The sequence below is a fragment of the Allobosea sp. genome, assembly GCF_035999205.1.
Lineage (GTDB): Bacteria > Pseudomonadota > Alphaproteobacteria > Rhizobiales > Beijerinckiaceae > Allobosea.
Map to the genome: position 1 here is coordinate 98879 of NZ_DASYHA010000008.1, position 12543 is coordinate 111421.

The window sequence follows — 12543 nt, forward strand, 5'->3', positions numbered from 1 at the left end:
GAGGTGAGGGGACAGGCAAGGATGCGCTCCGCCACGAAGCTCGTGCTGCTGCTCGGCTGGCTCGGCTATGCCGTGCTGCCCTGGTACTTCGTCGAGGGGATGAGCCTGACGCGGTTCGGCTGGCTCGCCGGCTATCCCTTCGGCAAGGCCGGCAGCGCGCTGGCGCTCGGCCTCTCCGGCCAGGCACCCTGGCTGCTCCCGATCGGCGCGGCGCTGGCTGCGGCGACGGCGTTCATCGGCAGCCGCGATGCCGCCCGGACCGCGACAGCGCTGGTCGCGGCGGGGGCGCTCGGCCTCGTCCTGCTCTTTGCGCAGGGATTCGCCATCGCGCTGGAGGGCCAGGGCATTCCCTGGCTGGCGGCGCTGCTGGGCGGCGGCGGCGGCGTCCAGCGCGGCATGGGCGGCGGGGCCTTCCTCGTCATCGTCGCGCTGCTGCTGCTGCTCTGCCACGGCCTCGCCTATCGCGGCATCTGCCGGGGCGACCTGTTCACGACGTCCTCGATCGGCATCGTCATCCTGCTGATCGGGCTGTTCATCTTCTATCCGGTGTGGATGATCCTGAAGAGCGCGCTGGTCGACCAGAGCGGCGCCTTCGCGCCCTCCGCCTTCGTCGCCCGCTTCTTCGATTCCTCGATCTGGGGGCTCGGCTGCCTCACTGCCAACGTCAATTGCGGCGTGGCCTGGAACACCCTCGTCCTCGCCGTGCTCTGCGGCGTGATCACGACGCTCCTCGGTCTCGCCTGCGCGCTTCTGATCCTGCGCACGGGCATGCCCGGCAAGCGCGTCATGCGGGCGCTGACGGTGCTGCCGATCATCACCCCGCCCTTCGTCATCGGCCTTGCCCTGATCCTGCTCTTCGGCCGCGCCGGCGTGGTCTCGACCTTCCTCTACGAATGGTTCGACGTGCCGCGCTCGCGCTGGCTTTACGGCCTGCCCGGCGTGTTGCTGGCGCAGGTTCTCGCCTTCGCGCCGATCGCCTTCCTCGTCCTGATCGGCGTGGTGCAGGGCATCAGCCCGAGCCTGGAGGAAGCCTCGCAGACGCTCGGCGCCAAGCGCTGGCAGACCTTCCGCACCGTGACCTGGCCGCTGCTCAAGCCCGGCATCGCCAACGCCTTCCTGCTCGGCTTCGTCGAAAGCATGGCCGATTTCGGCAATCCGCTGGTGCTCGGCGGCAATTTCGAGGTGCTCTCAACGAAGATCTTCTTCGCCGTGGTCGGCGCCGCCTACAATCAGGGTCAGGCGGCGGTGCTCGCCATCATCCTGCTCGCCTTCACGCTCGGCGCCTTCTGGGTGCAGCAGCGCTGGCTCGGCGGCAAGTCCTACACCACCGTCACCGGCAAGGGCGACGCCGGCCTGCCGACGCCGCTGCCGCGCCGCATTACCTGGCTCGCCGCCGCCGCGATCGTTCCCTGGGTCGCGCTGACCTTCGTGATCTACCTCGTCATCCTGGTCGGCGGCTTCGTCAAGAATATGGGCCGCAACCACACTCCGACGCTGGAGCACTACCTCACCGGTTTCGCGATCGACTTCAGCAACGGCATCTATTTCCAGGGCTCGGCCTGGAACTCGTTCTTCACGACGATCAAGGTTGCGGCGATCTCGGCGCCGTTGACGGCGGTGATCGGCCTGCTGACGGCCTATCTGCTGACCCGACAGAAATTCGCCGGACGCGCCACGCTCGAATTCGCGACGATGCTCTCCTTCGCCATCCCCGGCACGGTGCTCGGCGTCGCCTATATCCTCGCCTTCAACGTGCCGCCGATCGAGATCACCGGCACCGGGCTGATCCTCATCATCGCCTTCGTCTTCCGCAACATGCCGGTCGGCGTCCGCTCCGGCATCGCCGGCCTGTCGCAGATCGACAAGAGCCTGGACGAGGCCTCGACGACGCTGCGCGCCCGCAGCTTCACCACGCTCTGGCGTGTCGTGCTGCCGCTGCTGCGGCCCGCGCTGGTCTCGGCGCTGGTCTATTCCTTCGTCCGCTCGATGACGGCGGTCAGCGCGGTGATCTTCCTGGTCTCAGCCGAGTACAACCTCGCCACTGCCTACATCGTCGGGCGTGTCGAGGCCGGCGAATTCGGCCTCGCCATCGCCTATTCCTCGGTGCTGATCGTCTTCATGGCGATGGGCATCGGTTTGATCCAGCTCGGTGTCGGCGAGCGCAAGCTCGGCCGGCGCAAGGTCGTCGCGCTTTCCAGCTCGGTGTCCGACCCTATCAGCCAGGGAGCAGCAAGTTGACCAAGGCCGGGCCTGCATCCGTCGAATTCCGCAATGTTTCCATGCGCTACGGCGCGGTGACGGCCGTCGACAATGTCAGCTTCACCGTCGAGGCGGGCAAGCTGGTGACGCTGCTCGGTCCTTCCGGCTGCGGCAAGACCACGACCCTGCGCATGATCGCGGGTCTCGAAATCGCCAGCGAGGGCCAGATCCTGATCGGCGGCGAGGATGTGACGAAGCTCTCGGCCGCCGATCGCGACGTCAGCATGGTGTTCCAGTCATACGCGCTGTTTCCGCATATGAGCGTATTGGAGAACGCCGCCTATGGCCCGACGGTCAAGGGCCTGGGCAAGGAGAAGTCCCGTGAGATGGCGCTGGCCAAGCTCGCCCTCGTAGGCCTGAAGGGCTTCGAGAACCGCTATCCTTCGGAACTGTCCGGGGGGCAGCAGCAACGCGTCGCCGTGGCCCGTGCGCTCGTGCTGGAGCCGCAGGTGCTGCTTTTCGACGAACCCCTCTCGAACCTCGACGCCAAGCTGCGCCGCCGCGTCCGCGAGGAAATCCGTGAGCTGCAGCAGGAGCTGAATCTGACCGTCGCCTATGTCACGCATGACCAGGAGGAGGCGCTCGCCGTCTCCGACAAGATCATCGTGATGTCCAATGCGAAGATCGCCCAGCAGGGCGCCCCGCGCGCGCTCTATGAGGAGCCCGCCAACGCCTTCGTCGCCGACTTCATCGGCGACGCGAACCTGATCGAGGTGACCGTCAAGTCAGTGGCCGATGGCCGGGCCCAGGTCGCGCTCGGGCCGGCGACGATCACCCTGCCGGCGCGTGGTCTCGATGCCGGCCCCGCAAAGGTCGCCATCCGGCCGGAAAGCCTGCTGCTCTCGGAGGAGAACGGGCCGGCATCGCTTCCCGGCAAGGTCGCCAAATGCGCCTATCTCGGCAATCATCTCGACATCATGGTCGAGACGCCGGTCGGTGAGCTTTTCGTCGTCCAGTACGGCCATCACGCCATGCTGGAGCCGGGCACGCCGGTCCGGCTGGCCTTCGCCGGCTCGGGCGTGACGCTGATTCCACCGGCCTGAACCCGCGCTCGGCGCCTTTTGCCTAAAAAGCCAACGATCCTGCCGCAAAATCAGCACGTTTTGCTCGCATAAACGATAAGTTGGCTAACGAAAAAGCGACGTTTTTCCAGTAACCTGGCACCCTTGAGCGGAGAAAGATTCGGCGGCGATGACCACGAGCGAGAGCGCGACCACGATCCTGATCCACCTTGCCGGCGGCGTCGCGCTGCTGATCTGGTCGGTCAGGTTGGTCCGCACCGGCGCCATGCGCGCCTTCGGCTCGTCGCTGCGCCAGGCCCTGCAGACCTTCACAAAGAATCGCTTCGCCGCCTTTGGCAGTGGAGCGGCCGTGACCATGGTGCTGCAGAGTTCGACCGCGACGACGCTGCTGGTCTCCTCCTTCGCCGGGCAGAACCTGATCGTTCCCGCCATGGCGCTGGCTGTGCTGCTCGGCGCCAATTTCGGCACGTCGCTCGCGGCCTTTGTCATCTCGATGGATCTGGGCTGGCTCTGGGGGCTGTGCCTGGCCGTCGGTGTCGGGCTCTATCTCTCGAACGAGGCGATGGACCGGGCCCGCAATATTGGCCGCGTACTGGTCGGCATTGGACTCATCCTGCTGTCGCTGATCGAGCTCAACACGGCCGCGGCTCCGTTGGCCCAGTCGCAGACCTTCCGGGTCCTGCTCGGCGCCATTGGCAGCGAACCTCTGCTCGCCGTACTGGTCGCGGTCGCCGCGACCTGGCTGACCCATTCCAGCATCGCCGTGATCCTGCTGATCACGACCTTCGCTGCGTCCGGCCTGTTCCCGCCCGCCACGGCGCTCACGCTGGTGATTGGTGCGAATCTGGGCAATGCCCTGATCCCGGTTTTGGACCAGCTCGGGGCGCCGGCCGGGCAGCGCCGCGCCGCCGTCGGCAACCTGCTGACGCGGCTGCTGCTCGCCCTGGCGGTCCTGCCCTTCGTCGGCCCGCTCTCCGCCTGGCTGATCTCGCTGCCCTCGGCCGACAGCCGCCTCGCCATCGAGTTCCACGTCGTCTTGAACCTCGTCGGCGCGCTGGTCTTCCTTCCCTTTGTCGGCCCCGTGTCGAAGCTCGTCGGGCGCTTCATGCCTGGCAAGGATGCCGCCGCGGAGGCGGTCGCGCCGCGCTATCTCGACCCCAACGCCTTGGACAGCCCGACCGAGGCGCTGGCCGGCGCCATGCGCGAGGCGCTGCGCCTCGGCGACCGCGTCGAGGTGATGCTGCGCGACACCATGACATTGCTGGAGAAGGACGAACTCAAGCTCTCCCGTGCGATTGCCGAGGCGGATGACGGCGTCGACACCATCCACGAGTCGATCAAGCTCTATCTGGTCAAGGTCTCGCGCAACGAGCTGACCGAGGAGGAGAGCCGCAGGCTGTTCGAGATCATCACCCTGATCACCAATCTCGAGCATATCGGCGATATCATCGACAAGAATCTGCGCGAGCTGGCCGAGAAGAAGATCCGCAAGCGCTACAGCTTCTCGCCGGAAGGGCTGGCAGAGATCCGCGACTTCCACCACAAGGTCGCGTCTGCGCTCGCTTTGGCGCTCAACGTCTTCGCGACGCGCGACCTTGCCCTGGCACGACAGCTCTTCGCCGAAAAGTCGGCCATGCGCGATGCCGAGCGGCGCGCCACCGAGAGCCATTTTCAGCGCTTGCGCAGCGGCCGGCCGGAATCGATCGAAACCAGCGCCATCCATCTCGACATCATCCGCGATCTCAAGCGCATCCACGGCCACATCGCCTCGATCGGCTATCCGATCCTGGAAAGCGCCAATGCGCTGCGCGAGAGCCGGCTGATGGAGACCAAGGAGGCGCGGGCCCGCCAGGAGCGCGAGATGCTCGTGCCGACGCCGCAGCCCGGACGCTGAGCCGGCCTCAGCCGACAGCCGGAATCAGACGGCGCAGGCGGCCGTCGCCAAGTGAATGGGCGGCAGATTGCGGATGGCGGTCGCGAGTTCGGGCTCGTCGACGAGATCGGCCGCATCCTCGAGCTTGAACCACTGGCTGTGGCGCTCGTCCTTCTCCGCCCAGCTGTCGAGCTGGCGCTCGACCTCGAGCAGGTAGAGCGTGACCTCGCACAGGGCGAAGTGGTCGGCCATGCGCTTCCAGTAGCTATAGCGTCCGGCTGGCGTCTCGCTGACCCGGCCGATCACACCGGCCTCTTCATAGGCTTCGATGGCGGCGGCTTCGGCGTCGTTGCGGTCCTTCATCCGCCAGCCCTTGGGGACGATCCAGCGCCGAGTCGTGCGCGAGGTGATGAGCAGGATCTCGGGAGAGCCGTCCAGACCAAGGCGAACGGGCATCGCAGCGATCTGCGCCCGCGTCCGTCCCCCCTTCTTCCCGGCCTTTTTCATCTCCGCTCGAACCCACCCCCTCTCGTCGCATGATTCGGATCACGCGAACGGAACAAATATTGCAGAAAATGGGGGTGGCGGCCAGAAAATTCCAGATGGCGCTGCCTGGAATCTGATGTTCCGTCGTCTGGAGGTGGCGCAATTGTGGGCGGCACGGCTGCGACATGCGCAGGCCGCGCCGGCTTTGGCGTTACGCCTTCAAGGGCTCCACGCCGCACCACTCCGCGACGAACACCGCCATCGCGCCGGTGATCCGCTTGACCGAGGCAAGGCTGACGCGTTCGTCGAAGGCATGGATGCGCTCACCCATCGGCCCGTAGCAGAGCGCCGGAATCTTGTCGTAGAGGGCGTGGACGCGGGTATCGAGATAGGCCGCCGTCATGAAGGATTTCAGCGGCTTGCCGAGCGCAGCCTCATGCGCGCGGGCGAGCACGGCTTCCGCCTCGCTGCCGGGCTCAAGGACGTAGCCCTCGGCCCAGAAGCCGTTGAACGTCACTTTCGGCGGGTTGTTGGCGAGGAATGAGTCGTTGCGCGACGCCGTTCGGATGCAATCCTCGATGCGCTTGGCGATCTCCTCTGCGGTGACGCCCGGATACAGACCGACGCGGCAATCGACCTTGCACCAGCACGGCACCGAGGAGGCCCAGTCGCCGCCCTCGATCTTGCCGATGTTCAGGTTGATGGGATGCGGGTCGTTCTCGAAATGCTCGCGGCCGACCTTCTCGGCGTTGAACTCCTCCTCGAGCTTGCGCAAGGCCGAGATCACGCGATAGGCGGCGTCGATCGCATTGGCGCCGGTCCCCATCTCGCGGACATGAGCGGGCACGCCGCGCACCTCGAACTGGAACCAGATCACGCCGGCATTGGCCCGCGCCAGCATCTCGTATTCGGGCTCGGGAATCAGCGCGGCCTCGGCGCGATAGCCGCGCAGATGCGTCATCAGCGCGCCATTTCCGGTCGATTCCTCCTCAACCACGGATTCATGATAGACCGTGGCAGCGGGCTGTAACCCGATGCGCCTCAATGCGTCGATGCAATAGAAGTTGGCCGCGGCGCCTGCCTTCATGTCGGCGCTGCCGCGACCATACAGCCAGTCGCCTTCGATCACCGGGTCGAAGGGCGCATGCGTCCACTGGTCTGCCGGCCCCTCCGGTACCACGTCGACATGCGCCTGCAGGATGAGCGACCGGCCTTTCTCCTCGCGCGGATGATGGATGCCGACCACGATCGGCGCGTCGCTATGGAATTCGGAGAAGGGTGCGCCGCCGGGATGGGCCTTGATCGCGGCCTCGTCCATCTTGAAGCGATCGACCGTGAAGCCGCGCTCCTTCATGGCGCGGAAGATGAAGTCCTGGCAGGCATGCTCGTCGCCACGCAGCGAGGGAAAGCGGATCAGTTCCTGCGTGAACGCGACCTGTTCGGCGAAGCCTGCCTCGACGGAGGCGAGGATCTTGTCGCGGAGAGCGGGATCGAGAGGCATGGGCGAGGCTCCGTCAGAATGGCGTCAGTTGGCTTCGTGGTTTCGCGAAACGTCCATCAAATCCGCAGCGTCCGAGGTGACGTACGGTTGTGAAACCGTGGCGGCATCAATGTCCGAACCGCCCGCCACCCGGAACCGCCGCAAGCAGCTGCTGCGTGTAGGCGTGCTGGGGATTGGCGAAGAGCGCCGCCGTCGGCCCCGTCTCGACGATCCTGCCGCGCTGCATCACCGCGATCCGGTCGCAGATCTGCGCGGCGACGCGCAGGTCATGCGTGACGAACAGGATGGCGAGGCCGAGCCGCTGCTGGATGTCCTTGATCAGCTTCAGGATCTGAGCCTGGACCGAGACGTCGAGGGCCGAGACCGCCTCGTCCGCGACCAGCACGTCGGGCTCGAGCGCGAGCGCCCTCGCGATGCCGACACGCTGGCGCTGGCCGCCCGAAAATTCATGCGGGTACCGGTCGATCGCATTGCCGGAGAGGCCGACCAGTTCGAGCAGTTCGCGCGCCCTGGCCAACGCCTCCTTGCGCGGCGTGCCGTGCGCCACCGGCCCGTCCGAAATGATCCGGCCGACGGTCTGGCGTGGGTTGAGCGACGCGAAAGGGTCCTGGAAGACCATCTGGATCCGCTTGCGCTGCTCGCGCAGCGCGGTCGGCTTGAGGTCGCAGAGGAAGAGTTCCCCTGCGTGCGGGCTGTTCAGGATGACCTGCCCGCTGTCGGGCTCGATCAGGCGCAGGCAGCAGCGCCCGACGGTCGACTTGCCAGAGCCGCTTTCGCCGACGAGGCCGAGCGTTTCGCCCCGGACCAGCGAGAACGAGACGTCGTCCGCTGCCTTGACCTCGCGCGCCGTGCCGAAGAGCGTCCGCTTGCGATAGACCTTGCCGAGCTGCTCGACCCTGAGCACGGGCGCGGAGGCCGGAAGGGCAGGCCGGTCCGGCGGCGTCAGCGAGGGGACGGCCGCGAGCAGTTTCTGCGTATAGGGATGGCGGGGCGCGCCGAGCACCTGGTCGGCGGTGCCTTCCTCGACCAGCACGCCCTTTTCGAGAACGGCGATCCGGTCGGCGATCTCGGCGACGACGCCCATGTCATGGGTGATGAACAGCACCGCCGTGCCGTGCTTGTGGCGCAGATTGTCGATCAGCTTGAGAATCTGCGCCTGCGTCGTCACGTCGAGTGCCGTCGTCGGCTCGTCGGCGATCAGGAGCTTCGGCTCGAGCGCGAGCGCCATCGCGATCATCACGCGCTGGCGCTGGCCGCCGGAGAGTTCGTGCGGGTAGGCCTTGGCGAGCCGCGGCGGATCGGGCAGGCCGACCTCGGTCAGGAGATCGACGGCGCGCTTGTAGCGCTCGGATTTGCCGAAGAGCCCATGCGCCTCGAAGGTCTCGACGATCTGGTCGGCGACGCGCATGACCGGGTTGAGCGAGGTCATCGGCTCCTGGAAGATCATGCCGACTTCGCGACCGCGCACATCCTGCCAGGCAGCCTCGTCGAGGGCGAGCAGGTCGCGGCCGGCGAGACGGATCGCTCCCGCGACAGGCTTCACCGCCTTGGGCAGCAGGCCCATCACGGAATGCGCGATCATCGACTTGCCCGAGCCGGATTCCCCGACGACGCAGAGCGTTTCGCCCGGCGCAATGGCCAGCGTGATCTGCTCGACCGCATGGGCGCGGTCGGCCATCGCCGGCAGGGCGAGCGTCAGGCCCTCGATGGAGAGGGCCGGCACGCTGCGGGAAGGTGCTTCGCTCATTCGCGCCCCCTTGCCAGGCGCGGGTTCAGCGCGTCGTTCAGGCCTTCGCCAGCCAGGTTGAGGGCGAGCACGGTCAGGAAGATGGCGAGCCCCGGAAAGAACGAGATCCACCAGGCGTCGAGCAGGCGCGTGCGCCCGGCGCCGACCATGTAGCCCCAGCTCATCAGGTTCGGGTCACCGAGCCCGAGGAAGGACAACGAGGATTCGAGCAGGATCGCCGAGCCGATCATCAGCGAACCCATCACGATGATCGGCGCGATGGTGTTCGGCAGGACCTGGCTGAAGATGATGCGCGGCGTCGACTGGCCGATCGTTACCGCCGCCTGGACATACTCGCGCGTTCGCAGCGAGAGCACCTCGCCGCGCACCAGCCTTGCGACCGGCGGCCAGGACACGACGCCGATCGCGAGCACGATCGAGCCGAGCTGGGGCTGCAGGATCGCGACCAGCACGATCGCCAGCGCGAAGGAGGGGATGGTCTGGAAGAACTCGGTGAAGCGCATCAGCGCATCGTCGACGAAGCCGCCGGCGTAGCCGGCGATGGCTCCGAGCGGCACGCCGATCAGGAGCGCGACCAGCGTCGAGACCACGCCGATCATCAGCGAGACGCGTGCGCCATGGACGAGGCCCGCCGCCAGGTTGCGGCCGAGCGTGTCGGTGCCGAGCGGGAAGCGCTCCATCACGAAGGGCGCGATGAAGGGCCGCCCGACCGGCCGCCAGGGCGACTGCGGGTAGAGCGTCGGCGCCAGCAGCGCGAAGACGACGACCGCGAGCAGGATCACGAGGCCGAGCACGGCGCCGCGGTTGCGGCAGAAGCGTTTGAGGAAGTTCATGCCCGGACACTCATGCCCCGGCCTCGATGCGCGGATCGGCGATCCGGTAGACGAGGTCGGTCAGGATGTTGAAGCCCACCACCATGGCGGAGGAGATGAAGAAGACGCCGAGCAGCACGGAATAGTCGCGCTGCACCAGGGCATCGAACATCAGGCGGCCGATGCCGGGCCAGGCGAAGACGGTCTCGGTCAACACGGCGCCGCCGACGAGCTGGCCTGCCTGCAGGCCGGCCAGCGTCACCACCGGCAGGATGGCGTTGCGCGCGACGTGGCGGCGCCAGACGCGGGGCGGGGAAACCCCCTTGGCGCGCGCGGTCTTGACGAAATCGGCGCCCGCGACCTCCAGCATCGAGGCCCGCATCATCCGGGCATAGAGCGCGGTGAAGAACAGGCCGAGCGTCAGCGCCGGCAGCACGAGATGCCGGCCGATGTCGAGCGCACGGGCAAACCCGGTATAGCCGGCGCCGATGGTCTCGTAGCCGACATTCGGCACGATCCCGAGCTTCAGCGCGAAGACGATCTGGCTCATCAGCGCCACCCAGAACAGCGGCGTCGCGTAGAAGACGAGAGCCAGCGCGGTGATCAGGCTGTCGGACCATTTGCCGGCCCGACGCGCGGCGAGCGCGCCCATCGCCGTGCCCAGCACCAGCGAGATCACGAAGGCGGCGCCGGTCAGCAGCAGGGTCGCGGGCAGCCGGTCCAGCACCAGCGTCAGCACCGGCTGCTGCTGGCGATAGCTGAAGCCGAGATCGAAGGTCAGGTAGCCCTTCAGATAGATCCAGAGCTGCGTCAGCAGCGGCTCGTTCAGGCCGAAGCGCTCGCGCAGCTGCTCGAGGAGCTGCGCGTCCGCAGCCCCTGCCTCGCCGGCGAGCACCTGCGCCGGATCGCCTGGCGCGGCCCGGATCAGAAAGAAGTTGAGCACGGCGATGGCGATGAGCGTGAGCACGCCCTTCGCCAGCCGGCCGGAGAGAAATTGCAGCAGGTTCATTCAACCATGATCCGAAAGGACGGGATTCCCGCCGTCATGCTCGCCCTTGTGGCGAGCACCCACGTCTTCAGCTTGCGCTCGCCGGCAGAAGGCGCGGATGGTCGGGACAGGCCCGACCATGACGGCGAAAGCTCGCCCGCGCCTCTGTCCGGCCGGGGCCGCGCTATCAATCCTTCCAGGCGTCCCGGAAACCGTCATTCACGCCGATCGCCGTCGTGACGAGGTTCTTGACGTTGCAGCGGTAGATGGTCGGGAACTCCATCTCCAGCAGCCAGAGCACCGGCAGATCCTCGACCAGGACCTTCTGGACCTTGGTGTAGAGCTCCTGCCGGGCGGCGTCGGTCGGCGCGATCGCCGCATCGGCGAAGAGCTTGTCGACCTCTGGGTTCACATAGGCGCCCTGGTTGCCGAAGGGGTTGCCCTTGACGATGTTGGTCGAGATGTAGTTGCGCGCCACGCCGATCGCGGGGTCGCCGAGCTGGTAGAGGAAGTTGAAGGTCAGGTCGAAATCGCCGTTCGAGGCCTTCTGCGTCCAGCCCGGCACGTCCGTGGTCTCGATCGAGACGTTGATGCCGGCATCAGCGAAGTTCTGCTTGATCGCCTCGGCCCAGCGGCTCCAGACCTCGCCATAGGGCAGGGCGAGGATCTTGAGCGGTTCGCCCTTGTAGCCGGAGGCCTTGATCAGCTCCTTCGCCTTGGCGACGTCATAGCTGTATTTCGGCACATCGGCCGAATAGAACTTCGTCTTCGACGAGATCGGGCCCGTCGGCAGCTTGCCGAGCCCGTCCCAGACCACGTCTTTCCCGAAGTCGCGGTCGATCGCGTACATCATGCCCTGGCGGAACTGCTTGTTCGCCATCGGGCCGCCCTTGGCGATGTTGACGGTCAGCCAGGCATGGGGGGCGAACATCTCCCAGCCTTTTGTCGTCATGCAGCTGTTCGGCAGCTTGGACAGGCGCTGCACGTCATAGACGTCGACCGAACCGCCGGTCAGGACATCGACCTTGCCGGTCTCGTAGGCGACGGCACGCGCGGCGGCATCGGGAATGATCTGCCAGTAGATCTCGTCCAGCGCGGGCTTGCCCTTGGCCCAGTAGTCCGCGTTCTTCACGAGATGGATATAGGAGCCCTTCTTCCACTCCTTGAGCTTGAAGGGGCCGGTGCCGATCGGCGTGTTGTTGGCCGGGTTGGCGCGATAATCCGTGCCGTCATAGATGTGCTTCGGAATCATTGGCGCGGAGGCGACCTCCTGCGTCGTGATCATCGGGCCGAAGGGCTGCTTCAGCGTGATCTTGACCGTCAGGTCGTCGACCTTCTCGATCTTCTCGACCTGGGCGTTGACGATCGGCCGCCAGCGCGGATGGACCTCGCGATGGAACTTGTCGAGGCTGAAGACGACGTCGTCGGCGGTGAAGGGCTTGCCGTCATGCCACTTCACGCCCTCCTGGAGCTTGAAGGTGTAGACCTTGGCGTCGGGCGAGACCTCCCAGCTCTTGGCGAGCGAAGGCTGCGGGTTGAGCTTCTCGTCGTAGCGCAGCAGCGATTCATAGATGTTGCCGGCGACCATGTTGGTCGGGCCGTTCTGGTTGAGGCCCTGCATCAGCATGGGCGGCTCGGGCTGGACGACGACATGGACCGTGCCCCCGCTCTTGGGGGCCTGTGCCGATGCGGGCAGCGCCGAAAGGCCGAGAGCGGCCAGGCCGAGCGCGCAAAGGGCTGTCGTCTGGGCGAGGCGGCGGCGGATCGCTGTAGTCATCGTCATTCTCCCTCGGTAGTCGTCTGGGCCGGCGTGCCCCCTCAGGCACGGCCGCCCTGCGAATAGATCACAGCCTTG

At 66.6% G+C, this 12543-nt stretch carries 9 protein-coding genes; 3 read left to right on the top strand and 6 right to left on the bottom strand.

What is annotated here, in order from left to right; translation table 11 throughout:
- The first annotated feature begins 21 nt into the window (after positions 1-21).
- The 3 genes from VGN82_RS01670 (at position 22) to VGN82_RS01680 (ending at position 5175) form a co-directional block, all read left to right on the top strand.
- The gene (locus tag VGN82_RS01670) at positions 22-2238 is read left to right on the top strand and encodes an ABC transporter permease (RefSeq protein ID WP_327525242.1); all 2217 of its coding nucleotides are present in this window, start codon (positions 22-24) and stop codon (positions 2236-2238) included.
- On the top strand, positions 2235-3302 hold the full coding sequence (locus VGN82_RS01675) for an ABC transporter ATP-binding protein (protein ID WP_327525243.1): 1068 nt from the start codon (positions 2235-2237) through the stop codon (positions 3300-3302). Before VGN82_RS01670 ends, VGN82_RS01675 begins: the two co-directional genes overlap by 4 nt.
- A gap of 148 nt (positions 3303-3450) precedes the next feature.
- On the top strand, positions 3451-5175 hold the full coding sequence (locus tag VGN82_RS01680) for a Na/Pi cotransporter family protein (protein ID WP_327525244.1): 1725 nt from the start codon (positions 3451-3453) through the stop codon (positions 5173-5175).
- A gap of 24 nt (positions 5176-5199) precedes the next feature.
- On the opposite strand, the gene VGN82_RS01685 is transcribed toward VGN82_RS01680, so the two are convergent.
- From VGN82_RS01685 to VGN82_RS01710, 6 genes are all read right to left on the bottom strand, one after another.
- Positions 5200-5661: an NUDIX hydrolase gene (locus tag VGN82_RS01685; protein WP_327525245.1), complete on the bottom strand. Its 462-nt coding sequence runs from the start codon at positions 5659-5661 to the stop codon at positions 5200-5202.
- A gap of 190 nt (positions 5662-5851) precedes the next feature.
- Positions 5852-7141 (bottom strand): ArgE/DapE family deacylase, encoded by a 1290-nt coding sequence (locus tag VGN82_RS01690; RefSeq protein WP_327525246.1) that lies wholly within the window; start codon positions 7139-7141, stop codon positions 5852-5854.
- Between the two features lie 106 nt (positions 7142-7247).
- The gene (locus VGN82_RS01695; protein WP_327525247.1) at positions 7248-8888 is read right to left on the bottom strand and encodes an ABC transporter ATP-binding protein; all 1641 of its coding nucleotides are present in this window, start codon (positions 8886-8888) and stop codon (positions 7248-7250) included.
- Entirely contained in the window at positions 8885-9721 is an 837-nt protein-coding gene (locus VGN82_RS01700) for an ABC transporter permease (RefSeq protein ID WP_327525248.1), read from the bottom strand. The genes VGN82_RS01695 and VGN82_RS01700 overlap by 4 nt, the downstream gene beginning before the upstream one ends.
- A 10-nt stretch (positions 9722-9731) precedes the next feature.
- Positions 9732-10703 carry an ABC transporter permease gene (locus VGN82_RS01705; protein WP_327525305.1) on the bottom strand — a complete coding sequence of 324 codons (972 nt, stop codon included), beginning with the start codon at positions 10701-10703 and terminating at the stop codon, positions 9732-9734.
- 172 nt (positions 10704-10875) lie between these two features.
- On the bottom strand, positions 10876-12465 hold the full coding sequence (locus VGN82_RS01710; protein ID WP_327525249.1) for an ABC transporter substrate-binding protein: 1590 nt from the start codon (positions 12463-12465) through the stop codon (positions 10876-10878).
- Positions 12466-12543: the final 78 nt, after the last annotated feature.